The following is a 23,833-nucleotide window of genomic DNA, read 5'->3' as shown; positions in this document are numbered from 1 at the left end:
CCATGGACGAGAACGAATCCTTTGAATACGACGTCGAAAACGGTGCCGAAGACAATTTCGCGGCCCTACTCTTCGGCTCAACGCGCGGCCTGCGGTCCGAGCGGGTACCCATGACGTACCGGTGGCGTGACATGGATCCACGCACGGCAAAGGCCGTCTGGAACCACCTCGGCAGCTGGGTCCGCTGGTTCGTGGAAACCTACCACCTGCCCACCTCCGTGATCTCCGACTGCTGGTGGCGGCACTCGGACATCGTCGCCGAACTGTATGCGCTCCAACGTGCAGAGCAGGCTTCCTACATGGAGGACGACGGCGGCTACGGCCCCTTGGGGTTTCACGAACGCCTCGAACACAGCATCGCCCGCTTGAGGGATCAAACCAGGACAGCAGGATGCGTCAGCCTGCAACAGCACCGCGAGCCACCGGTCCGCCGGTTGCCGGACGAAGGTCCAGCTATGACGGGGAACGTGATTGATCTTTCGGGTTCACGACCGGACCGGTCAGAACAGCATGAGTCGGACACTCCGGGTGATGGCAATTCGGGCAACGCCGATCCTGGGCAGTAACGGAGGAAGGGTGCAATGAAATCCGTACCATTACCGTCACGGCTAACTGCCGTTGACACAAGCGGGGGAGCGCCGCCAGCTTCCCACCCAGGACCCGAGCAACGCGTCGCGGAACTCACAGAGGGGCTCTACACGCTGCTCGCTGACGCCGTCGACCACCCGAATCAGTGGCATCGGCTCCTCGACGCCTCGGCAACCATGTGGCGGTACTCCGGCGGCAACGTCGCGTTGCTCTTGATGCAAATGGCCCAACGCGGACCTGTTCAGCCTTCGCTCGTTGCCGGGTACAAGGAGTGGGATCGGCACGGACGCTATGTGCTCAAAGGCGAACATGCCCTATATGTCATCGCGCCACGAACAGCCCGAATCACCAACGATGAGGAAACGGGACGCGGCACGGCGACGGGCGAACGGGTGCCGGCTGAGCCAGGTGATGGGACGAACCGGTCCCGCATTGTTGGATGGCGAGGACAGGCAGTGTTCGATGTATCGCAAACTGAAGGTGAGCCGCTGCTCGTTCCGGCTCCGGGCCAGCCTGAGGTACCACTCCAAGCTGATTCATACACTCAGCTGTGGGGACCTCTCACAGCTGTCGCCAGAAGTGCCCACTACAACCTCGTTGTCTCGGAGACGCAGGCCGGACTGGCTGACGGCTATACAGACCACGTTCGTCGATTGATCAGCGTCGGGTCCTGGCTGGACGCCGGGGAGCGCGTTGCAACACTGGCGCACGAACTTGCTCACGCATCTCTACACCTTCCTGGAGACGCTGTCGGCGCCCTCTATGGCAGCAGCTCCGAACACCGAGGCCTGGCCGAGATTGAGGCAGAATCTGTAGCCTACGTCGTCTTGCGGGCTCACGGGATTGACCGAGGTGCGCAGTCCGCTGCCTACTTGGCAGGCTGGGCTGACGCAGTGATTGAAGCCGAAGCTGACTCAATACTCCGCTGCACTCGCGAAAGGAAGCCGATGTCGCGAGTGGATATTGCGAGGTCAGTTCTCGGTAGAGTGACGTCTGTGGCCAAAACGATTCTGGAGACTACAAATCCTCCGGGATTCGGTGGCCGGTTTGCTGCTGTGGGCCCAAAAAATAGTCATGAGTTCACGCCTAGTTATAATTTGGTCTCGGTTCTGGATGACCGTCCCCAAGCCCAAGTACCGCTTCAAGGGTGGGGCCCGACCTCGGCCGGCTGAAGTCGTTGAGGAAAGGGATACGCTGCAGCAAGAAGGAGAAGACCTTCTTGTGGTTCTCCGCCACCCAGCTGGGAATGCATCCTTTCACAAAGTTTGCATGGCAGGAATAGCTACATGGCCTGTGCGACGGGGGCGGCATGGGATAGCCCGGGGCGAGGAATTTTGTTGTACCGTGATGAACTTCGTGAATCCCTCCAACATATTGGACCGTAGAATCCGCTTGAACCGGGACATCCCCATACAAACCCGTTTTCCTCCGCTATCATGAGGACGGTCGGCCCGCTACCGGACCCACTACGCGAGGAGACGACTTGACTGAGCCATGGCTGTCTGCTGACGACATTGCCGCCCATCTCGGCGTCACCAAGGACACCGTCTACACCTGGATCGCTGAGAAGGGCATGCCCGCCCACAAGATCGGTCGACTGTGGAAGTTCCAGGCCAGCGAGGTTGACGACTGGGTTCGGGGCGGCGGCGCAGCCGGAAATGCGGCTGACGGGGCGGAGGGATAACAGCTTGCGCATCATCAATAACGTCACAGATCTCCTTGGAGATGATCTCAAGACCGAGATTACCCCGGATTCCAAAGTCCGTATCGCTGCATCGACGTTCTCGATCTTCGCGTTCGAGGCGCTCCGTAAGGAGTTGGAGCAGGTTTCTGAGCTGGAGTTCATCTTCACGACGCCAGCGTTCGTTACGGAGAAGATGATGGACAAGCTCCGCAAGGAGCGCCGCGAGTTCTTCATCCCAGGTGGGCACGCCGAATCGAGCCTGTCTGGGTCGGAGTTTGAGATTAGGTTGCGTAACCAACTCACCCAGCGCGCAGTTGCGAAAGAATGTGCCGACTGGGTACGTCGCAAGGTCACGTTCCGCTCGAACGCAACCAGCAACCCAATGCAGCAGTTCGCAGTCGTTGGGGACAGCGCCGCTTACACATCCCTGCAAGGCTTCACCACTGCCGACCTTGGCTACGAGCGGGGCAACGCTGTGTCGAACATGGTGCAACGCGTTGACGAGGCGCCGATGACGTCCCAGTACCTCCAGCTCTTTGACCAAATCTGGGACAATCACGATCAGCTCGACGACGTCACTCAAACGGTCCATGATCACATTGCCAGTGTGTATGCGGAGAATTCCCCAGCGCGCATCTACTTCCTAGTTCTGTACAACCTGTTTGCGGAGTTTCTTGACGACATCAACGAAGACGTCCTGCCGAACGATCGCACGGGCTACCAAGACACAAAGGTCTGGCAGAGCCTCTACAATTTCCAGCGCGATGCGGCAACCGGGATCATCAACAAGTTGGAGACCTATAACGGCTGTATTCTCGCCGACAGCGTCGGTCTGGGTAAGACTTTCACGGCATTGGCAGTGATCAAGTACTACGAATTACGCAACAAATCGGTGCTCGTGCTAGCTCCGAAAAAGCTCTCCGAGAACTGGACAAACTACAACGCGAATCTCACGACAAACATTTTTGCCTCTGACCGGTTCAACTATGACGTCCTCGCCCACACCGACCTCTCACGCACACGCGGCGAGTCGCTCGGCCTGAGGCTGGATCGGATCAACTGGGGCAACTACGACCTGGTCGTCATCGATGAGTCGCACAATTTTCGTAACGCTGACTACGCCGAGGAGAAAGAATCTCGCTACCAGCGGCTCATGCGGAAGGTCATCCGAGAAGGCGTGAAGACCAAGGTGCTGATGCTCTCGGCAACCCCGGTAAACAACCGCTTCAACGACCTGAAGAACCAGCTCCAACTCGCCTACGAAGGGGAGTCGGAGAACCTCGCCCAGCATCTGAACCTCTCTACCACCGTAGAGAAAGTCTTCAGCGATGCGCAGCGAGTCTTCAATGAGTGGTCCAAACTCGACACTCAAGATCGCACCACAGACCGTATCCTCAAGATGCTCGACTTCGACTTCTTCGAACTACTCGACGCGGTGACGATCGCCCGTTCACGCAAGCACATCCAGGCGTTCTACGACACCACCGAGATCGGTGCCTTTCCCGAACGCCTCCCACCGCTCTCGATCCGCGCACCGCTCACCGACCTAGCGCATGTGCCGGGCTTCAACGACATCTTCGAGCAACTCCAAGCGCTTACCCTCGCCGTCTACACTCCGATGGCCTACGTATTTCCAAGCCGGATGAGTAAGTACGAGGATCTGTATAACGTCACAACGGGCAATGCCCGCTCCAACCTTGGCCAAGCCGGGCGCGAGCAAGGCCTGAAGAAGCTCATGACGGTGAACCTTCTCAAACGACTGGAGAGTTCAGTCGAAGCGTTCCGCCTGACCGTAAGCAGAATCGAGGAATCAGTGGACCGCACCCTGCGGCGCCTCCATTCTCACGCAGGAACTCTCACCAACCTGAGCGTCGACCTCACCGGGCTTGACTTTGATCTCGATGACGAGGACGACGCGAACATCGAGGCCATTTCGTTCGGGGAGAAGATCAAGATCGACCTCGACGACCTCGACATCGAGTCCTGGGAGCGGGACCTATGGAACGACCGCGAGACCCTGCGAGAACTGCTTGACGAGATGCGCGAGGTCACGCCGGCCCACGACCTGAAGCTGCAGAAAATCAAACAACTCATCACCGAAAAGGTCGCAGATCCGATCAACCCTGGCAACCGCAAAGTGCTGGTCTTCTCGGCGTTCGCCGACACCGCGAACTACCTCTACCGTGAGCTTGCCCCGGTGCTCACCAAAGTCGGGCTGGAGGCGGCCGTCATCACCGGCGGCAGCCATGGCGCCAAGGCCACTCTCGGCACCGGATTCGACTTCCAGCAGGTCATGGCCATGTTTTCGCCCAAATCGAAGCAACGGCACCTCACCATGCCTGGTGAGACGCGCGAACTGGATATCCTCATTGGCACTGATGTCATAAGCGAGGGGCAAAACCTCCAGGACTGCGACTTTCTGATCAACTACGACATCCACTGGAACCCGGTCCGGATCATCCAGCGGTTTGGGCGTATCGACCGCATCGGCTCCACGAACGCTCAGATACAGCTGGTCAACTTCTGGCCCGACATTTCCCTCGACGAGTACATCAACCTCAAAGAGCGGGTCGAGAGTCGCATGGTGATCGCTGACGTGGCCGGTACTGCCGATGACAACGTCCTCACCCTGGAAAACTCCGATGCAGCGTTCCGCAAAGAACAGCTCCGTAAGCTTCAGGACGAAGTCATTGAGCTCGAAGACGTCCGCACCGGTGTCTCGATCACTGACCTCGGGCTCAACGACTTCCGGATGGATCTGCTCGGCTACATCAAAGACAACGGAGATCTCGCTGGCGTACCCAAGGGCCTGCACGCCGTCGTTCCTGCGGACCCTGCGAAGGGTCTGAAGCCGGGCGTGATCTTTGCGCTGCACAGCGTGAACGCAGACGATGCTCAGCTCACCGAGAAGAGCGGCAACCGTGGCAACCGGCTCCATCCGCATTATCTTGTCTACCTGGACGACGAGGGCAACGTCATCGCCGACCACACCGAGGCTAAGCACCTTCTCGACCTGCTCCGCGCTGGATGCCGCCCCTACGACGAACCTATCCCCGAGGTCGTGCACGCGTTCAACACAGCTACAGGTGACGGTGCGCAGATGAACGAGTACTCCGAGCTTCTGACGGATGCTATCCATTCGATGATTGACGTCACAGAAGAACGCGACATCGACAGCCTCTTCACCGGAGGCCAAACCACCGCCCTGACCCAGACCATTGCAGGCCTCGACGACTTCGAGCTGATCGCATTCGTCGCCATTGTGGACCCCTCCACGGGGATTGGGATCAATGGTTAATCTGCTGTACAAATGGCCTGTCGCAGCGAAGTTCGGCAGTCGTGTGCCCAAGGAGAAATTCTACGAGCACGGCAATGTCAGCACCGCAGTGCGTGAGAAGTTTGTGTCTGAGGTCCAGCGCATCACCTGGGCCTACAAGCTTGCCGAATCCACCATCAACCTTCCCGGCAGCACGAGTGTGCCCGAGATCCAGGTCTTTCTTATCGACACCAAGGTCGGCGACGTCGCCGACCAGGTGCTGGCTGCGATCGATAAGGCCATCCAGTACCCAATCATCTTCGAGATCACCCGAGCAACGGCTGGCGAAGCGCAAATCCGTATGGCCGCGGCGCACAAGCAGCTCGGTTTGGGCGCCCCGAAGATCAGCGCCTACTACTCGACCAGTTGGCTCCCCGCTGATGTAGAACGGCAGACGCTCCCGACCGCGATAAGTCTACCCACCCTCTACGCGGCGATCTTGGATCCGTTAACGCCGGTGAAGGCACGGCCCGGCGAGGAGATGTCAGAGGTTGCCGACAGGCTGGCAACCGTGCGAAAACTCGAACGCGAGATAACCACCCTGGAGCGCAAGCTCCGCACCGAGCCACAGCTCAACCGCAAGATTGAGCTGCGCCGCTCCCTTAAGACTCGACAACAAGAACGCGAACAGCAGAGGTAACCCGTGGAGAAACTACGAATGACGTCGCCCGATCTGACCGATGCCAACATCGACAAGCTGGCCGAACTGTTCCCGACCGTCATGACTGAGTCCGTCGACGCTGACGGTAACGTCAAGATGGCCGTCGACTTCGATCTGTTGCGCCAGGAACTCTCCGATCACGTCGTAGAAGGGCCTCAGGAGAGGTACCAACTCGACTGGCCGGGAAAGCGGGCCGCGGCATTCGCCGCGAACGCGCCGATCGCCAAGACGCTGCGTCCCGTCCGGGAAGAGTCGGTGGATTTTGACATCACAAAGAACCTCTTCATCGAAGGTGACAACCTCGACGCTCTCAAACTGCTCCAGGAGTCTTACCTCGGCAAGGTCAAGCTGATATACATTGATCCGCCGTACAACACTGGGAACGACTTTGTCTACGATGACGACTTCGCCGAAAGCACGCTGGAGTATCTTAGGAAGTCCGGGCAGGCGGATGAAACTGGCACCAAACTGGTTGCCAATACAGAGGCGAACGGTCGATTTCATAGCGACTGGCTCAGCATGATTTATCCGCGGTTGCGGCTTGCGCGAGATCTGCTCGCTAGTGACGGAGTAATCATGATCAGCATCGATGATAACGAGGTTGCAAATCTCCGCAAGGTTGCGGACGAAGTCTTTGGCGCCGGGAATTTTGAAGCTTCATTCGTGTGGCAACGCAAGCAATCCCCACAGCGCGATGCAACGAACATTTCAGCGACTCACGACCACATTCTCGTCTACTCGAAGCGCCACCCGTCCGACAGGCAGGATGCGTCCGGATGGCTCGCGCGGATACTCCCAATGGGTGACGAGCAACTTGACCGTTACAAGAATCCTGACAATGATCCGCGGGGATTCTGGTCGTCGAGTGACTGCACGATCAACAAGACCGCTAAGGAACGACCCAATCTTTACTACCCCGTCCGTAATCCGAGTACGGGTGAAGATGTTTATCCTTCGCAGAACAGGACCTGGATCTTCGGCCGTTCTTCCATGGAACGCCTGATTTCAGAGAATCGGCTGTGGTGGGGGGAACGTGGTGCAAACTTCCCGAGGGTGAAGGGCTTCTTATCCGAGAACCAGCAAGGAGTTCGCCCCCAGACGCTTTTGTTGCGCACACTTGTCGGTGACAACCAAGCAGCAACACGCGAGGTCAATGCGCTTTTTCCCGAGGGGAACGTTTTCGACACACCGAAACCGACGTCGCTGATCAAACACCTCTGTTTTGTGGCAAACGTACGTGCCGACGACATCGTTATGGACTTCTTTGCAGGCTCGGGCACCACCGCCGACGCTGTTATGCAACTGAATGCCGAAGATGGCGAGGCCCGGCGATTCGTGCTTGTGCAACTTGCTGAGGAGTACAACGAAAATTCATTGGCCCATGGGCTCGGTTTTGTCACGATCGCTGCAACCGCTCGGGAACGGGTGCGGCGCGCCGGAATCGGGATCCTCGCGAAGGCCGGTCTACACGGACAGGATCTGGACTGTGGCTTCCGTACTCTTCGGGTCGATACGTCGAACATGGTTGATGTTCTTCGTACTCCAGATGCGACTGATCAGCTGGCACTAGACCAACTTGAGGGGAGCGTGAAGCCTGGCCGCTCGGGTGAAGATTTGCTCTTTCAGGTGCTCCTCGACTGGGGGCTTGAAGTGACGATGCCCATCGTCGTCGAACAGATCAATAATCGTGAGGTGTTCATCGTTGAGGGCGGCGCATTGATCGCTTGCTTCGATGAGACGTTGCCTCCCGAGCTCGTCCACGAGATTGCGAAGCGCGAGCCACTCCGTGCTGTGTTCCGCAATTCAGGCTTCGCGTCGGATGACGCGCGGATAAACGCGGAGCAAGTCTTCCGCGAGGTTTCTCCGGCGACTGACGTGAAGGCGATCTGATCGGGATGAAACTACAGTTCAAAGTCCAGCAGTACCAGACCCATGCTGTCGACTCGGTTGTCGAAGTATTCGAGGGGCAGCCTAAGCATGACGGCATCTCGTATCGAATCGACCCTGGCAAGGTGACGCCTGCCTCGAACCCGACGCTGTTCGAGACGAACGATGCACCCGACTCTGGGCTTCGGAACGCTGACATCGCGCTCTCCTCTACTCAGCTGCTGGAGAACGTTCATAAGGTCCAGCGGTCGCGCAACCTGCCGCTATCGCCGACGCTTATCGACAGCAAGGCGGCCCCTGGGACTCCGAACCTGGACGTTGAAATGGAGACGGGAACCGGAAAGACCTACGTCTACATCAAGACAATCTTGGAGCTTCACAAGCGGTATGGCTGGTCGAAGTACATCATCGTCGTGCCCTCGGTTGCGATCCGTGAGGGTATCAAGAAGTCGTTTGACGTCACTTCCGAGCATTTCCAGCAGCTTTACGGGACCAAGCCGCGATCGTTCATCTACAAGTCTTCGCAGCTGCACGAGATCGAGCGCTTCAGCTCCGACGCTGGAGTGCAGGTAATGATCATCAACATCCAGGCATTCAACGCGATTGGCAAGGATAACCGTCGCATCTACGACGTGCTCGACGACTTCCAGTCGCGGCGTCCAATTGACGTGATCGCAGCGAACCGACCCATCGTGATCATTGATGAGCCGCAAAAGATTGGTGCTGCGAAGTCCCTCGATGCGCTTTCGCGCTTCCACGGCCTGATGATGTTGCGGTACTCGGCAACGCACAAGGTGGAGCACACGAAGGTACACCGCCTCGACGCCTTGGACGCCTACAACCAGAAGCTGGTCAAGAAGATCGCGGTGCGCGGCATCACGGTGAAGGGCTTGGCCGGATCCACCGTTTACCTGTATCTGGACGCGATCGAGATCGCCAAGGGCGCGAAGCCGCGTGCCCGGGTCGAAATCGAAGTACAGACCAAAACTGGCATCAAACGTCAGGTCAAGCGCCTCGACGTAGGTACGAACCTGCACGATGTGTCGAACGGAATTGAGGCCTACAAGGGCTTGTTCATCACCGAGATCGACGCGAACCGTGACGTAATCGAGCTGAGTAACGGCGACGTCGTCATCGCTGGACAACTCGCCGACCGCGACGTCGCCGAGGACACGAAGCGGCGCATCCAAATTCGTGAGGTCATCCGTGCGCATCTAGATAAGGAGCGTGAGCTGTTTCGTCAGGGCGTCAAGGTGCTATCACTATTCTTCATCGACGAGGTTGCCAAATACCGCGACTACAGCCGTGAAGACACCCTCGGTGACTACGCCCGAACATTCGAGGAGGAGTTCGCTGCGATCCGCGACGAGGTGCTCGGCGAACTCGCGATCGACGACGCGACCGAGGCGTTTCAGCAGTACTTGTTACGCGACGAGGTTCGACGGGTGCACGAGGGATACTTCTCGATCGACAAGAAATCCAAGCATCAAGTCGACGGCAATGTCTCCGGCCGCGGCGATGACAAAGGCCAGTCCAACGATATCGATGCGTACGACCTGATCCTGAAGGACAAAGAGCGACTGCTCTCATTCGCCGAGCCGGTGCGGTTCATCTTCTCCCACTCCGCACTGCGTGAGGGCTGGGATAATCCCAACGTGTTCGTCATGGGCATGCTCAAGAAGAGCGATAACACCGTCTCCCGTCGTCAAGAGATCGGCCGCGGCTTACGCCTCGCCGTCGACCAGCGCGGCGAACGGATGGACAATCCCGCCACTGTGCACGACATCAACGAACTGACGGTGGTCACTGACGAGTCATACACCGACTTCGTTGCCGGACTGCAGAAGGAGATATCGGAGTCCTTAGCTGCCCGGCCACGCAAAGCTACCCCAGAGTATTTTGTTGGCAAGACCGTCGAGGATGTTACGACCGGGACCATTCACACGATCTCGCAAGACGAGGCAAAGCAACTCCAGTACTGGCTAACGGTTAACGCCTTTATTGACTACGAGCAGCACCTCACCGACAAGTGGCACGGTCGGGCCGAGTTGCCAGAGATGCCCGAGCTGCCAGCCTCATTGCAGCCGTATTTTTACCAGGTTGCCGAACTAGTTGACGCTCTACACGTCGCGGCGCCGGACATCACCGACGACCGCAAGCCGAAGAGGATCCCGCTCAACCAGGCGAACTTCGCCAAGAAGGAGTTCCAAGCGCTCTGGGGTCGGATCAATCACAAGGCGGTCTACCAAGTCGAGTTCGACTCGGCCGAACTGATCCACAAGTCCGTCGACCACCTCGATAAGCACCTCAACGTCGCCGCGATGCAGTACGTCGTCCAAGCAGGGCAGCAGCGCGATAAGTTGGAGGCTGATGACCTCGCGAGCGGCTCGGGGTTCGCGGTTTCGACCACGCAGACTCACACCGAGACCGTGAGTGCGGGATCGCAGGTGAAGTACGACTTGCTTGGTGAGATCGCTGAGAAGACCCAGCTCACCCGTCGCACGGTTGCCGCTATCCTCCGCGGTATTGCACCCGGCACGTTCGGTAAGTTCCGTCTCAACCCTGAGCAGTTCATTACCGAGGCGGCGCGGCTGATCAACGAGCAGAAGGCGACCGTCATCGTTGAGCATTTGACCTACGATGCGCTGGAGGACCGGTTCGACTCGGCGATCTTCACTGAGAATCAAACGGCACAGGACTTCAGTAAGGCGGGTGCCAAGCTCAAGAAGCACGTCTACGACTTCGTAGTGACCGACTCGAAGATCGAGCGCGCGTTCGTCACCGAGCTGGACACAAGTACGGAGGTCGCTGTTTACGCGAAGCTCCCGCGCGGATTCTTCATCCCGACTCCGGTAGGTGATTACAACCCCGACTGGGCGATCGCGTTCACAGAGGGCAGCGTCAAGCACGTCTACTTCGTTGCCGAGACCAAGGGCTCCCTCTCGACGCTCCAGCTCAAGGGCGTCGAGGACGCCAAGATCGAGTGTGCCCGCAAGTTCTTCGCGTCTATTAGTGAGAAGAACGGCCAAGATGTCACCTACGACGTCGTTACCGACTACACCGAGCTGATGCAGCTCGTGACCGCGTAAGGGAGACCTCAAGAAACTCGGCGGATACAAACCCGACCGAGCAGTCTTGCGCATTTCGGACCGAGGTGAGTTTCCTCCCGCGGTTACGGCACCGCACTAAACCCGTATCGGTGCTATCGCCAGACAAGCGTGAGACCTGAGGTAATAAGTTGGGGGCCATGGCGCACCGACCTGAATTTGCGTCGGGTCGGGGCGGATGAGTAGGACGGACTCTGGCCAGATGGCAAACGTTCCGTTCTCGATCCAGCCCGGCTGAACGTAGCCGAACTTGTTCCAGCGGATGGTTGCCCAAGAGCCAGTCGGTTGGATTTCTTCGAAACTGAGGACGGTGATCTCAGCGGTGGCTTCGTGTTCACCTTTGATCCGGGTTAGGTATTCCCACTGCCTGTTAGCAAATTGCTGCCACTGTCGCCGGCCCTGAACCCGCCGGGCCCAGCACCAGAAAACCAAGCCTGCCGCCAAGAGCGCGACGCCGAACGCGATCCAAACACTCTGGAATCCAGGCCACGTCATCAGGATTACGGCGACTACATACAGCAGAACCATGCTGATAATGACGGTCACCGCGACGAGGAGGCCGCCGCTGAGCTGCGGCTTGATCATCGGGTTATTGTCCATCACGGCCTCCTCCGACTTCATTCTAAATATCCCATCCGACGTTGGTAAGGGCGGCGGCGACAGAAACCTTCGCGGTGGCGGGTTTATTGCTGGCTGATGCGGTGTTATGCATCCGGGCAAGTTCAGTTTCGAGTTGTCGCCGGTCGTTGGAGCGTTCCCATTCGTAATCCGCCGGGGGTGGCCCCAATGGTTCCGGATCCTCCGCGATGAGCCAGCGGTCTCTATATATGGCGATACGTTCCACCAATGTGTTTCGGTCAATCGCTGTGACGCCGTCGGGGAGCGAGTCTATTAGCCGCCTTGTCCATGGATCGGTGCCCGCCATCACCTTCACTTTCAGATCCTGGACTCTGGCGGCGGCGAGGCTGCGCACCTGGACAATCATGTCCGAGACATCCGGCCGGCTACAGCTGAGCTCCTCATGCAGCCAATCGTCGTTGCCAGCCGCCGTGCTGCCACCGACCAGGCGGAGTCGTGCATGCAGAACGGCCATGACGTCGTTGGCGTCGACGGGGCGTTGAATGGTGTGCTCCAGCGTTGCTGCCGCCGCACGTGGCTGGGCAGCTGTTGCCCGTCGCCAAGCGGCGACACCCGCGCCCCAAGACGGCGAACATTCCAGACTGCTTGCAATGTCTGGCCGGACGCGCTCGACGGCGGCACGCAGGTCACCGGCCGCGGCGATCTGCGCGAGACAGTCATACTCAACGGCGAGGCGGTGCAGGGAATGAGCGTTCCCCTGTTCCTCATTGCCGACCTCGTGGGCGGTCCGCTCGGCACCTTGCGCCAACAGGACCTCACCGATGATGTCCAACCAGGTCGCTTCGGGCGCTTTGTGCAACTCATCATCGTGGCAGGGACCGGATTCGCAGACGTAGGCGCTGTTGCTGTCCTGCCCGCGCGTCATGCCCACATAGAACAGCTCACGTGTCAGGCAACCCTGTGTCAGCAGCGTGTGGCTGGTGTCGACTGTGATGCCCTGGGAACGATGCGCCGTCGTCGCATATCCGAGCTCGGTTGCCTCCATGAGGTACTCGCTGCTCAGCCGGATGCTCTGGCCAGTATCGAGCCGGCGGCCCAAGGCTGATCCATCGTTGCCCGGCTTGGCCGTGATCTTAACGAGGGTGCCATTGCGGATGAAATCGCCGGAATCATCCGTGAGCCGTCGGTCGTTCTTGCGGGCAATGACGGTGTCACCCATGCCGGCGCCGAGCCCGTCGCTCAGACGCACCATCCGCCCAGCATCAACCCTGCCCTGGTCTACCAGCTCGGCATGGGCACGTTCGTTGAGGACCGTGACGGTCTCGTTGTCCGGCGCAATGAGAATGGACGAAACCCCGGCCTGGATGTCCGAAGCCCACCGCTCATATGCCTGATCGATCATCTCCAGGTATTCACCGTGGTGAAAACGCCCATGCGATGCGTACGCCTGGATCGCCTTGACATCACCCACGCGCAGCAGGAGTGACGCAGGCCCTTCCCACGCATTGCTGAACCGCCGCACACTGGTCAATTGAACCGCCTTGCCCTGCCGGTCCAACCAGCCCAGGATCCCACCGGCATCGATTGCATCCAGCTGCGCAGGATCCCCCACCAGCACCATCTTGGCGCCCGCGTCGCGCGCCTGATGCACCAGGGCCGCCAACTGAACGGTCGAAACCATCGACGCCTCATCCACGATCACGAGCTGATCGCGCCGAAATGACCACTGCTCCTGCTGCATGGCTAAAGCAGCCATCCGCTGTGTCGTTCTGGCGCGCTGCCACGACGAGGATGGATCAGCAGTCTCTAAATCCTGAAACTGTTCCGCCCGGTGGGCCGCACCTTGGCCCACCGTTTCATACAACCATTTGGCCACATTCTCAGCCGCCAAGCCCAAGTTCCTGCCGAGCACCTCGGCGCTCGCGGCCGCCGGGGCAAGTCCGACGACGCTGCCCGCACCGTAGACCTGTTCCCAGCCGTCGCGGATGGCGGCCATGGTGGTGGTCTTGCCTGACCCCGCGGGACCGACGACGGCGTCAAGGAACCTGCCGCTGGAAAGCACCTCGTGTGCTGCGACGCTTTGATCTGGGGCCAACGCTGCCCGGCCCCGGCTGTTGTGGTTTTGGGCGAGGAACGTGTCGGTGAGGTCGGGCGCGATGGCGGGTCCGCCGTCGTCGTTCCTGGTGTCCATGACCAGCTGCTCGTCGGCGAGGATGCCGACGTCGGTGTACAGGCGGGTGCCATGGAATTCGAAGACGGCGTGGCCGGCGAAGACGAGGTCATCGCCGGCGTTGAGCGGGACGTTGTAGCGGTAGGCGTTGAGCGCGACGCACTGGGACTCACCGGCTGTGGTGACGGCGTCAATCAAGTGGCGGCGGTCGGCGGGGGAGGCGCATCGGATTTCGGCGCAGATACGCTCCGCCTCGGCCAGGAGGTTCCACCGGTTCCAAGTGGCTCGACGATGAGCCACTGCCAACCGTGCAGCGGCGGCAGCGGCGGTGACCCACGGTTCGGTGAGGTCTGCGGCGGTGACGGGGCGTTCATGTGAGCGGTTGATGGTGTAGCGGATGACCTGGGCGGGCTCAAAGCCGAGCCGCTGGGCACGGGACCGCCAGTCGGAGGCAAGGTCGCTGAGCGGTCGTGGCTCCTTGCCCTTGGCTTGTCTGGTGGACAGTGTGGCCTGCTGGCGCAGCTTGACGACCATGGTGGGGGAAGGCGCCCGGCCGTGTTCCTGCGTCCACGCCTGGACCAGCCGGTCTTTCTCCTCGTCGATGCGCCTGGTCCGGTTGGAGAATTCATGAATTAGGGCGTCATCGACACCTACGAGCTCATGGCGCGGGTTACGCACGCGGTTGATGGGCGGACGAAAGCCCGGGACCGCGCCCAGCCGTTCCTGCAACCGGTCAAAGAGCAGGCCGTTGTAGTGTTCACTGGCCGCCACTGTGGCCTTGTAGAGCGTCCGTGAATCCACGGTGGACCAGGCGCCGTCCGTAGCCCGCTGCACCCTGTTAGCGATGACGACATGCGTGTGCAGTTGTGGATCGCGGGCACGGGATTCCCAATGGTCAAACGCGGCGGCGACTGCGCCTTTTGTGGCAACGTGGGCGACACCGCCGCGACCGGTGCGGGTGTGGATGGCAGATTCCTCGAGCCATTCAAGGACCTGGTTTACAGCGTCATGGTGGGCCGCGAGAACCTGCTGCTGAACGTCATGTGGAGCCAGCGCCCACAAGACAGAAACGGATTTGGGGACGCTGAAGGTCAGGTCGAATCCGGCAACGGCGACGCGTTGGATTTCCTCGCCGTTGTGGTGGGCGAGGGTGGTTTCGCCATGATGTCGGCCCAACGGCTGGTGCGTGTCGGGGTGGTTTGCGTCGGTGAAGACAGCGCTGGCGTCGTCACTGGTTACGAGGTCGAGCCTTGAGCGGCTGATGCCTGCAAGACCGCTGCCGAGCCAGCGGCCCGGGGGAGTGCCGGCCTTCATGTAGTAGCCGGTGGCATCGCCTGGGGTGAGGGGGACGTCGTCGTGCATGGTGGTTTTCAGCAGGTACTTGACGCCGCTGTGCGCGGTCAGCCGGGCGATGGAGACGGTCATCGTGATTTTGCCGGGATTTTCGTGTTCCAGCTGCGACGGCGGAAAATCTCCGCGGTGGGACGGTCGAGGGGGATGCTGAGATGGTTGGTGAGCTGGAGCATGCGGACGGCGATATGCATCAGATCCTGCAGGTCTGCCTTTCGGTCCTTCAGGATTCGCGAGACCTCTAGCTTCAGCTCCACCGTTTCAGCCTTGGTTTCTGCGAGTTGACCACACAGGTCCAGACCCTGGGCGCTCATAAGCTGCAGCTGGGACCGTTGTTCGTCGATGACTTTGTCCTTGGCAAGGATGGTTTCATGGGACTTGGACAGGACCGCGGCTGTTCCAGATTGCAGGCTGTGCCGGTATTGCTTTTCGGCCGTCAACAGGCGTGCGTTCCCACTGGCGCGTTCGACGGCGACCAGCGTTTGGGTGGCTACGCGTGCTGTGGTTCGTCGCGTGTAGCGTCGGCGCCGTTCGCGGGCACGTCCGGAACATTTGGTTGAACAGTACAGCTGTGTGGACCGCCGTGGTTCAAATGGGGCTTGGCATTCTGCGCACTTTTGCATGGACATACCGATTCATGGCTGCGTGAGAGGGCTGCCCCATGACTGCCCGTGGGGCTTCCCGCCACGGGCAGGACCTTGGGTGCCAGACGTGTGAAGGATTTTTGAAGGACTTTTGAAGGACTTTTGGTTGCGGCAGCAGCACGGTAATGAGGGGCAAATTGGCTGAGGGAAGTGTCTGTGGTGACATCTGGCTGCCGTGATTGCAAGGGGGAATAGTCGGGGGGTGGTGGTGGCCCAGGGGAGTGCCGCATGAGGTTTTCATACGGCACTGGATCTCCTATTTTGGGGTGATTATTGGATGGCGAGTCGGAGTCGTTCGATTTGGGTGGGGTTGAATCCTGACCAGTGATGGTGACCGCTGACGACGACGATGTGGGCTTGCGAGTAACCAAGGTCTTGGACGTACTCGAGGGCGGCTGCGTTGGTGGTCAGATCGATGACGCTGTAATGGATGCCGGCATGGTCCAGGGCCAGGCAGGTGAACTTGCATTGCTGGCAGCCTGGCTTGCTGTAGACCGTGATCTTCATTCTCCTCGCCTCGCTATCCGCTTCGCGCTCTGCTTCTTCTAGTACTGAATCGCAGATGTTTGCTAGTGGTGGTTTCGGTACGCGGTGTCTTTGTGTTGTGCCCAGTCGGAAACTGCGCCAGCGCCGAGTAGCTGGTCGAGCATGCTGGCCAGGTGGTAGTCCGGATCAAACGTGAGGGCGACTTGCATGTAATTCGCGGCTGCTGTTCCGCGGCCCTTCCACCAGCAGATGTGCCCGAGCATCGTCAAGGGTGCTGCGGCGTGGGTGGGGGTGGCGATGGTGAATAGTTGCCGCAGCAGTTATTCGGAGCTGTCGGTCCGGTTCCATCGCGCGCCTTTGTCCGTGGCGCCAAAGAGGGTGGCTCCCATGGGTTCGTCGATGTCGGCATGTCGGCCAGAATCTGGTCTCTGAGCCCGAGGTGCTGGAGCCCGGCAAAGACCTCTGTCAACTGATCGTGGTGGGCTCGGTGCTGTGGTCGATGAGCTCTATCCACAACCGATAGGCCGAGCTGAGGCACTGGGCCGGGTGGGTGGCCATGTCCCGCATGGCTGACTCGACGGCGTCGCGGTCCTCGTGGGTGGCGGTCCGGGGATGGCGGGTGTGTCATTCTGTTCGATGAGGCTGCCTTGGTAGATCAGTTCGGTGTTGAGGGTGCAGGGCCGCCAGTGGCGTCTCCTTGCCGCAGAGAGTGGGGTCGGCGCCGTCGTACGGGGCAAAGGATGTGGGCCCGACGATCCATATGCAATGGACGAGCAACCCGGCGGCTGAGAACTGGCGCCTGAGTCCTTGGACCATGGCAGCGAAAGGCTTGCTCATGCCCTTGCCCCAGATCTGGTGAGTAAAGAGGGCGATGAGGACGGCGGAGGCGCCGTGGTCGATGCCGAAGCAGTTGGCAAGACGTTCGGTGTAGGTCTCGAAGAAGTCCGTGGTTCCCGGGGAGCACACACGGAGCGTGGGGCCGAGTGCGTTCCCGTCGAGGGCGCGCAGACGAGGCTTTCCTGTGGCCAGTAGCCGAAGCCGTGGCCCATGTAGCTGATGGCGTCGGCCGGGCTGCTGATTCTGATCGGTTCCTTTATCTTGCTCCTCTTTGGAGGAGTGGCCGGCACGCAGCGCCCTGGTTGCGTGGAGGGCCCGCCCAGCGATGATGGGGCTCCAGAAGGCACCACGTGGTTTGCATCGCTGCCACAGGTCGATCGTCGGGGGCAGGAGTTTGGCCTGACCGCTGGAAGACTAACGGCGCAACAAGAGCGAATTCCTGTTTCCGTCTTCATACATTTCACGGGGCTGACGTGGCTTAACGACATGATCGAACGTCCAGAGTTAAACGGCTGAGCAGCGAGTGCCCGATGAAAGTAGTGCACAGTGAAAGAACAGCAAGTGATTGCCGGTGGCGTGACATCTAATCTGCAATCCGTGGGACTCGTCTGTGGTGCGCTGCTCGTCCGCGCGGCCGAAGCCGCACCATTCGAAAGGCAGTTCAGGTGAGAGGCTGAGATGGGTTCAAATCTCACCGTCACCGCGGATTAGAAAGGCTCTGCTTCCCTTGTAAACAAAGGGAAGCAGAGCCTTTTGCTTTGCCCCGGATGAGTCCCGCGGTAACACAGCGGTAACGGAATGTTCACGACTATTGGCCCGCGACGGCGTGGAGTCTTCTGACGAGGCAGCCTCACACACCTCGGGCCCCTACAATGGAGACGGATTCCGTGCAGACTGACAGCAGACGTTGGATTTGGGGAAGTCGTGGGGAAGTTTGGGCTGTCAGCTTCAGAAACTGGCTCGCAGATAGGCGCGAACGCGATGGAGGTCAATCGCCTTTTGAGGGATCAGGGATTCCTCTGCGGGCAACCAGGTGCGTACGGCCTCACATCCAAGGGCGAGGCTTGCGGAGTCCAGCGATCTCACGACAATGGGTAGGGCGGGTCCGCGCTAGGGGCGTGGGAGAGGACTCATTTCGACCCCAGTATTATCGACGTTCTTGATTCCTCACCAGAAATGCTTTCGAAGGTGCGCGCTGACATCAACGCAGACAAGCAAGCACAGCAGGGCGCAAGGAAGATTGCGCAGGCCGAAGCAGATGAAAACTTCCTGCATTCCAGGCCATGAAGGAAAGTGAAGGGGCCCAGACCCCGGACCCAACTGACTGGCAAATGGTACTGTTCCTCGCCGCCGGCGGTCTGGCGGTAAGCGTCACCACCGCCGGCGCGCGCAAAGGCGTCGTGTGGTACGAACGCAACAAGGCGTAGCAGGCGGTTCAGACAGCGCCGGGCTCGAACGTCGTTGACCGGCGTCGACGCTGGGTTCCGTGGACGGCAATGAGCTTGAGCAGAGACCTAGATGCGCCAAGGGACCAGATGGGCCAACTGTTCTGACCAGAGATCAGGCATGCGCCCGAGCCGTCCGGCGGTGTCCTTGAATACGCGTAGGTTAATTGACCTTCAGTTCATCCGCCATGTTGTTCACGAGCTGCTCAAAATCTGTATTTTCCACGGTGCTGGCAAGCAGTCTCGGCTTTCGAGCCAGATCAGCTACGAGCAGCACCTCGGGTTGCATGTAGAGCCAGTCGTACTTTTCGACGTAGTTTTCAGCCCCGTTTTTATGTTCGCTCATAACTTGGCGAAGATGCGCTCCATCCTCCGCCAAGAGGTCTCGGAGCTTGTCGACGAGCGCAAGTTGATCTTTCTCGTTATAGGCGCTCAGGAGTGTCTCGAAAAGGCCCTCCGGTCGCGCCGACGGCGTGTAGGACTTGGTGAAATCAGTGAAGAGCTCCTTCATTCGGTTGAACAGGCCAGCTGGAGTGTCCGATTCGTACGCGTTTACATCCTTGATCAACGAGTCCACCTCCGCATCGAACAGCTCGGTCAACACGATCAGACGTAGCACCCGACGCCGCAAGTTTTCGGGGAGCTTTGTCGCGTTCTTGTACCTTAGCCGGTGGTCTACCATATACCATGCGTCGCTGGCTACGGTTCTTACCTGGACTTCTACCTTAAGCCCGTTTCCGGCAGCATCACAGATCTCCGGATCGCATAAGTCGAATTGGTCTGAACTATATTCCAACTTTTCTGGTGCCGAACGGCGCGAGTCCAGGCTGCAGGCGATCCCCTTGCAACGCGCCAGATCTTTGAGCTTCGTCGTGAAGGTTTCTGCACCCGCCAGCGTTGGGAAGACGACCTTGAGTGCAACCAGGTCTCCGAAGGCGTCCCAGGATCGCGGCGAGGCTGGCCCATCCTTGTAAGCCTTGACGAGCAAGCTCTGGAGCTCCTTGACCCTGCCGTCCACGAGGACGTTTCGGTCAATTGGCCGGGCGAGGTTCTCCAGGTTTTTCTTCCAAGCCTTGAGAGCCGCTTCCAGATGAGGTTTTTCTGCTTCATGGCGTTCTGATAGAACGTTGACACTCACTGCTGGCTGCTCTTTGGGAGGGCGCCGAAGGTCATCTGCTTAACGTCGCCGCTCAGCTTGATTACCGTGTCGCCGTTGTCAGACTTGGACACGGAGATATTCCCGGACGCGAAGGCCTCGCTACTCGCAACGACGGTGAAACCGTGGCCGACTATTCGAACGCCTGAGCCCCCACCCGCAATCAACTTGAAGTTCTTACGGATGACTCCATCGCCAACCGAATCCGGTATGGCGGCCAAGAAGTCGTCCCGGTCCTGAGGTTCGAGGAAATCATCGGCAAAGACACTTGGCTGGAAATCTTCGGCTGGAGCGTGCATGTACGCCGATAGCGCGCCCGCGTAGCGCGAGGCTTTGACTGGATCGCTTAGTTGTTCATTAAAGTGCTTGATCGCGGACTCCATGAAAACTTTGGTTTGAAGTTCTGCCTTATCAGCAAGCTGGCATCCGAGAAAGCCGGCGAGAAAGAAGTCCGCGTACATCACGCCATTCTGTTGATCAACCATTTGGCCAATTACTGTTCCGTCGTCTGCCAGATCCATCACTGCGACCTTATAGATCTTGGAATTCTGACCAACGATCAATTCGTTCAGATGTTCAAGGTCCAGACGGCCGGAACCCTCGTCCCGGCGCAGGCGCATACCCTCTTGATGCTCCGCCTTCATCAGCAGCACCGCGTTGCGGCCGTCCTTGACCACGCGAGCTACCACCAGAATCCCGGACGGACTATTGGAGGTCTGGCTCCTGTAAAGCACTTTTGCGATTTCTTGCGAACTTTGAACAAAACAATCTTCGGTGTCGTTGATGATTTTAGCGACCAGTGCCGGCGTCTTAGATGACGCCGCTTCGTCCCACTTAATGTCTCTGGGGTGCTTCAGGGCAAACTTGACCATGTTATCGATGATGAATCTACGAGTTTCCACCTGCAAAGGGGTGAGCTCAGTACTCAGAGTCACGTCGGTGTCATTCTTCGTAGAGTGCGCCCCCTTAGGCACTTCATGAACGATCGCTTTAGAAATGGTGATGGCCACAGATAACTCCTGGTCAGGAAGGGAGGACGACTAACTGAACTTATCAGTTGTGTGCCAACGCAACGCGGCAATTCGATGGTATCCCGCCAAGGCCCAACCAGTTCTCAAGCCGAGATTCACGCCTCCTGACCCCCAGGATCCAGCAGGGCATCAGCACGACCGCACCACCGCCCGCACAGGCTGGAAGTGGAATTATGCACGTCAGGGTTTCTTTTGAAGTGGTTTGCGTGGTCGCTTCCAATTCAAAGAGACCCTGACGTCTCTCCTGGCGAACTTGTCTTCCAATGCCATAGCGGGGGTGAAGCTCTGGTGTTGTCATTTTCGCTTCCGGCATCATGGCCTGGACCCAGATGGTCGCGTTCAACGGCCACGAAAGCCAGGCGCCATGCACCGAAGAACTCCGGGTAGAGCTGTTTGGCATCGGAGGCAAGATCACTCGGAGTGCGCGTCGAATGACCACGCACCTATCCCCGGCCCCGGAAACGACGTTGCTGATCTAAGGCATAATTCGGCTCGAAGCACGGAGCCACCATAGGCGTGGTCAAGCCGACTCACGACTCAACCAGAAGAAGTGCAACCGCCGCACTGATCGGCGTGGAACAGGCCGCTGACAACTGCCCTTTGTCAGCGGTTTTTGTCACATTCATGCACCGACCGATCCTGGGAATCACGGTTCACGAAAAATTCAGGCAATTTTTTACGGTGCTTCAAGTTGTGGATTTAACCAAAAAACGTAAAATAGGAAGCCGTAGACTACCATAGTAAAAACAAAACCAGGGCTAACAATGGTCCACGTGAAGTCGTCATACTTTCCGACTCGATCCAGCCATGAAAGGGAAGTATAGGTCGCAGCAACTGCCCCGACGGAACCTATCCCGAGTAGGAAGGAGTTATGGGAATCAGGCTTCATAACGGCCAACAAAATCGGAAAAACCGCTGCAATCGATACGCTTGCTTGTACGATATCAATTTTCGCTGCCGCCCGTTTGGATGTTTTTTTGGGTGTGAGGTTAGGTGCGAAAACAACCTTTATGCTCCTCTCGGACTCCCAATAGCGCACCTGATCCTCAATGTATCTCAAGAATGAGAGAGGCGCTGCGGACGTTGTAATTTGAGCGGCGAACGCAATGAGGATCATCATCAAAACGGTCCACATATGACACAATACTTTCTACTAGCCCCAGATTGCATCCTGGTCTTTAGGCCACGTAATCTCGCTGTTGCACTCATCTACAAACGTATCAGATCCTCTTACTGACGCCGTTGCCTTAATCCCGATCTTACTAGGTGTTGATTTGCTATAGTTTTCCAAGTAACTCTTGACGGGAGCGGAGTCTCTTTCTGCCTTTATTGTAGCTCCCGTAATTTCCCAGGTTTTAGGATTCGGGAAGGATGTAGTACCCCGGTTCTGAACGACATACACAAAATTTTCGTGAGCTTGAATCGTCGAGCAGATGGAGTGAACTTCCACTACCCCTTCGTACCGGTTGATGACGACCATTGACTGCACGGCGCTGCTGCCCGGCGAGCCGATCACTGTTGTGCGAAGCCTTAGGCCATCAATGCCGCCAAAATGTCCGACTACAGGGGTGGCTGTACGCATAAGTCGACTTCTAGCTGATGTCAAGATTCTGCCCTTCAGTCGTGGCGTCCCTTCGTCGCAACTGCCTTACTTTGCTGGTCACTAATGTTGGATTTTTGTGGATTTCAGCTGTGGCAGTTGAACTCAGAACACTTGCGAAGCCCCTGAATACTTTAGGGTCCGCTAGTAGACCGATCTCTGCGGTCTTCTTGACTGCTGATTTTATCCTGAGTTCAGGCCGAGCCCACCGGAGCCTACTGAAACCGGAGTCCAAAACGACGGAAACTATGCGATCCGGTTCCTCACGGGCAAAAATTTTGATGTCCTCTGTTGTCCCGTCTGTTTCCCATCGGGAACCGTCGAGCTCCTCAACAACGATATGGCCAGAAGTTTCTGCATCCCTTTTCCCTAACAGGTCAGAAAGTGCTTCAAATGTCTGACTAGCAGATAGCTGGGACGTCCATACCGCTCCTACCCGTTCTTTCTCACTTTCGACCCTTAAGTACTCGTCCGCATTAACGATTACGGATTCACCGGCACCAAAGTTATTGCTGAAATTTTCGTATCGCATAGTCATGCCAAGCCCCCGATTCGTAAGCCTGAAGCGTCCCATAGGTACCTCAACGGGCAGAAAGGTGAAGGTGAGAAGGTGCTGGATGCTCCGCGCCTTCCCGAGAAGCTCAGGTCGGTCAGCCGCAATGACGCAGCCGCTCCCCCTTTTTTTGAGGCCCAAGTCTCGGCGCAGATTTTCTGGGAGTCGGAGGTACCAATGAGGCTTCGATTTCGCACGAAGATGATACTCCCTCCAAAACTGTGAATCCGAGTGTTCCTCGTAAATCCGCTGATGAGCGGCGAACAAAAACGCGCGTCAAACCCGTGAAGAGCCTCCAAGGCGATTGACCGCTGGCCCAAATCGGCTGGAAGTGCCATTTCAAGGAGTCTTCGACCGTGTTCCTGCAATTGCCTACCGCCCCTAAACGTGAGATTTCGGACCCGAAAACAGTGTTTTCCATCCGAGGGCCCCACCGGCACCTGGTCATGAACAGACTGCCCGTTCTGCGGTACCACCGCCACCTGGTCGCGCGGCGGAGCGGGTTTGCGGTTCGCGGTCGTGCGCGAAACACCCGTCAGGGCGGCAGCTTCCCGTGCGGGGATCTTCAGTTCCAGCATCCCTCGGTAGGTAGCCATCAGCGTTTCCCGGACCGGGGCTCGTCCGGTATATCATGTGAGGCGTTCTCTAAGAACGCCTGCAGTTTTCCCATCAGCTCCAGGGCTGCCTCGGTCTTCTCCAACCGGCCCTGTGTCACCTCTAACTGGCGGCGCAAACGCGC

Annotated in this window: 19 protein-coding genes; 9 read left to right on the top strand and 10 right to left on the bottom strand. The window is 58.5% G+C overall.

What is annotated here, in order from left to right; all coding sequences use genetic code 11:
• The first annotated feature begins 2 nt into the window (after positions 1 to 2).
• The 7 genes from IV500_RS18235 (at position 3) to IV500_RS18205 (ending at position 11,225) form a co-directional block, all read left to right on the top strand.
• Positions 3 to 566 carry a hypothetical protein gene (locus IV500_RS18235; protein WP_196398246.1) on the top strand — a complete coding sequence of 188 codons (564 nt, stop codon included), beginning with the start codon at positions 3 to 5 and terminating at the stop codon, positions 564 to 566.
• A gap of 15 nt (positions 567 to 581) precedes the next feature.
• Positions 582 to 1,760 (top strand): ArdC-like ssDNA-binding domain-containing protein, encoded by a 1,179-nt coding sequence (locus IV500_RS18230; RefSeq protein WP_196398245.1) that lies wholly within the window; start codon positions 582 to 584, stop codon positions 1,758 to 1,760.
• A gap of 311 nt (positions 1,761 to 2,071) precedes the next feature.
• A complete protein-coding gene (locus tag IV500_RS18225) occupies positions 2,072 to 2,272 on the top strand; it encodes a helix-turn-helix domain-containing protein (RefSeq protein WP_196398244.1) in 201 nt (66 codons plus the stop codon).
• A gap of 4 nt (positions 2,273 to 2,276) precedes the next feature.
• On the top strand, positions 2,277 to 5,570 hold the full coding sequence (locus IV500_RS18220; protein ID WP_196398243.1) for a helicase-related protein: 3,294 nt from the start codon (positions 2,277 to 2,279) through the stop codon (positions 5,568 to 5,570).
• Positions 5,563 to 6,228 carry a DUF4391 domain-containing protein gene (locus IV500_RS18215; RefSeq protein ID WP_196398242.1) on the top strand — a complete coding sequence of 222 codons (666 nt, stop codon included), beginning with the start codon at positions 5,563 to 5,565 and terminating at the stop codon, positions 6,226 to 6,228. The genes IV500_RS18220 and IV500_RS18215 overlap by 8 nt, the downstream gene beginning before the upstream one ends.
• A gap of 18 nt (positions 6,229 to 6,246) precedes the next feature.
• Positions 6,247 to 8,139: a site-specific DNA-methyltransferase gene (locus tag IV500_RS18210; RefSeq protein ID WP_230855155.1), complete on the top strand. Its 1,893-nt coding sequence runs from the start codon at positions 6,247 to 6,249 to the stop codon at positions 8,137 to 8,139.
• 5 nt (positions 8,140 to 8,144) lie between these two features.
• Entirely contained in the window at positions 8,145 to 11,225 is a 3,081-nt protein-coding gene (locus tag IV500_RS18205; protein ID WP_196398240.1) for a type III restriction-modification system endonuclease, read from the top strand.
• A gap of 96 nt (positions 11,226 to 11,321) precedes the next feature.
• Here IV500_RS18205 and IV500_RS18200 read toward each other — a convergent pair whose 3' ends face one another.
• The 5 genes from IV500_RS18200 to IV500_RS22325 form a co-directional block, all read right to left on the bottom strand.
• Positions 11,322 to 11,864, bottom strand: a complete 543-nt coding sequence (locus IV500_RS18200; protein ID WP_196398239.1) for a hypothetical protein — start codon at positions 11,862 to 11,864, stop codon at positions 11,322 to 11,324.
• A 1-nt stretch (position 11,865) separates the two neighbouring features.
• A complete protein-coding gene (gene mobF / locus IV500_RS18195; protein WP_196398238.1) occupies positions 11,866 to 15,417 on the bottom strand; it encodes a MobF family relaxase in 3,552 nt (1,183 codons plus the stop codon).
• Positions 15,414 to 15,782 (bottom strand): hypothetical protein, encoded by a 369-nt coding sequence (locus IV500_RS18190; protein ID WP_196398237.1) that lies wholly within the window; start codon positions 15,780 to 15,782, stop codon positions 15,414 to 15,416. Before IV500_RS18190 ends, mobF begins: the two co-directional genes overlap by 4 nt.
• A 474-nt stretch (positions 15,783 to 16,256) precedes the next feature.
• The gene (locus IV500_RS18185) at positions 16,257 to 16,493 is read right to left on the bottom strand and encodes a glutaredoxin domain-containing protein (RefSeq protein ID WP_196398236.1); all 237 of its coding nucleotides are present in this window, start codon (positions 16,491 to 16,493) and stop codon (positions 16,257 to 16,259) included.
• A gap of 62 nt (positions 16,494 to 16,555) precedes the next feature.
• Positions 16,556 to 16,789 carry a DUF4192 family protein gene (locus tag IV500_RS22325; RefSeq protein WP_376770227.1) on the bottom strand — a complete coding sequence of 78 codons (234 nt, stop codon included), beginning with the start codon at positions 16,787 to 16,789 and terminating at the stop codon, positions 16,556 to 16,558.
• A 538-nt stretch (positions 16,790 to 17,327) separates the two neighbouring features.
• Here IV500_RS22325 and IV500_RS21675 point away from each other — a divergent pair.
• A complete protein-coding gene (locus IV500_RS21675) occupies positions 17,328 to 17,504 on the top strand; it encodes a hypothetical protein (protein ID WP_230855154.1) in 177 nt (58 codons plus the stop codon).
• A gap of 1,088 nt (positions 17,505 to 18,592) precedes the next feature.
• Complete coding sequence (locus IV500_RS18170) at positions 18,593 to 18,736, top strand: hypothetical protein (protein ID WP_196398234.1); 144 nt, start codon at positions 18,593 to 18,595, stop codon at positions 18,734 to 18,736.
• Between the two features lie 181 nt (positions 18,737 to 18,917).
• Here IV500_RS18170 and IV500_RS18165 read toward each other — a convergent pair whose 3' ends face one another.
• The 5 genes from IV500_RS18165 to IV500_RS18140 form a co-directional block, all read right to left on the bottom strand.
• Positions 18,918 to 19,892 carry a RelA/SpoT-related domain-containing protein gene (locus tag IV500_RS18165; RefSeq protein WP_196398233.1) on the bottom strand — a complete coding sequence of 325 codons (975 nt, stop codon included), beginning with the start codon at positions 19,890 to 19,892 and terminating at the stop codon, positions 18,918 to 18,920.
• A complete protein-coding gene (locus IV500_RS18160; RefSeq protein ID WP_196398232.1) occupies positions 19,889 to 20,920 on the bottom strand; it encodes a nucleoid-associated protein in 1,032 nt (343 codons plus the stop codon). Before IV500_RS18160 ends, IV500_RS18165 begins: the two co-directional genes overlap by 4 nt.
• Before the next feature lie 697 nt (positions 20,921 to 21,617).
• Positions 21,618 to 22,061, bottom strand: coding sequence for a hypothetical protein (locus IV500_RS18150; protein WP_196398230.1), 444 nt, complete (start codon positions 22,059 to 22,061; stop codon positions 21,618 to 21,620).
• A gap of 33 nt (positions 22,062 to 22,094) precedes the next feature.
• Positions 22,095 to 22,523, bottom strand: a complete 429-nt coding sequence (locus IV500_RS18145; protein WP_196398229.1) for a hypothetical protein — start codon at positions 22,521 to 22,523, stop codon at positions 22,095 to 22,097.
• 10 nt (positions 22,524 to 22,533) lie between these two features.
• Positions 22,534 to 23,079 (bottom strand): hypothetical protein, encoded by a 546-nt coding sequence (locus tag IV500_RS18140; RefSeq protein WP_196398228.1) that lies wholly within the window; start codon positions 23,077 to 23,079, stop codon positions 22,534 to 22,536.
• Positions 23,080 to 23,833: the final 754 nt, after the last annotated feature.

The organism is Arthrobacter terrae (genome assembly GCF_015708085.1).
Classification (GTDB): domain Bacteria; phylum Actinomycetota; class Actinomycetes; order Actinomycetales; family Micrococcaceae; genus Arthrobacter_M; species Arthrobacter_M terrae.
This window is presented reverse-complemented; position numbering and strand designations above follow the sequence as displayed.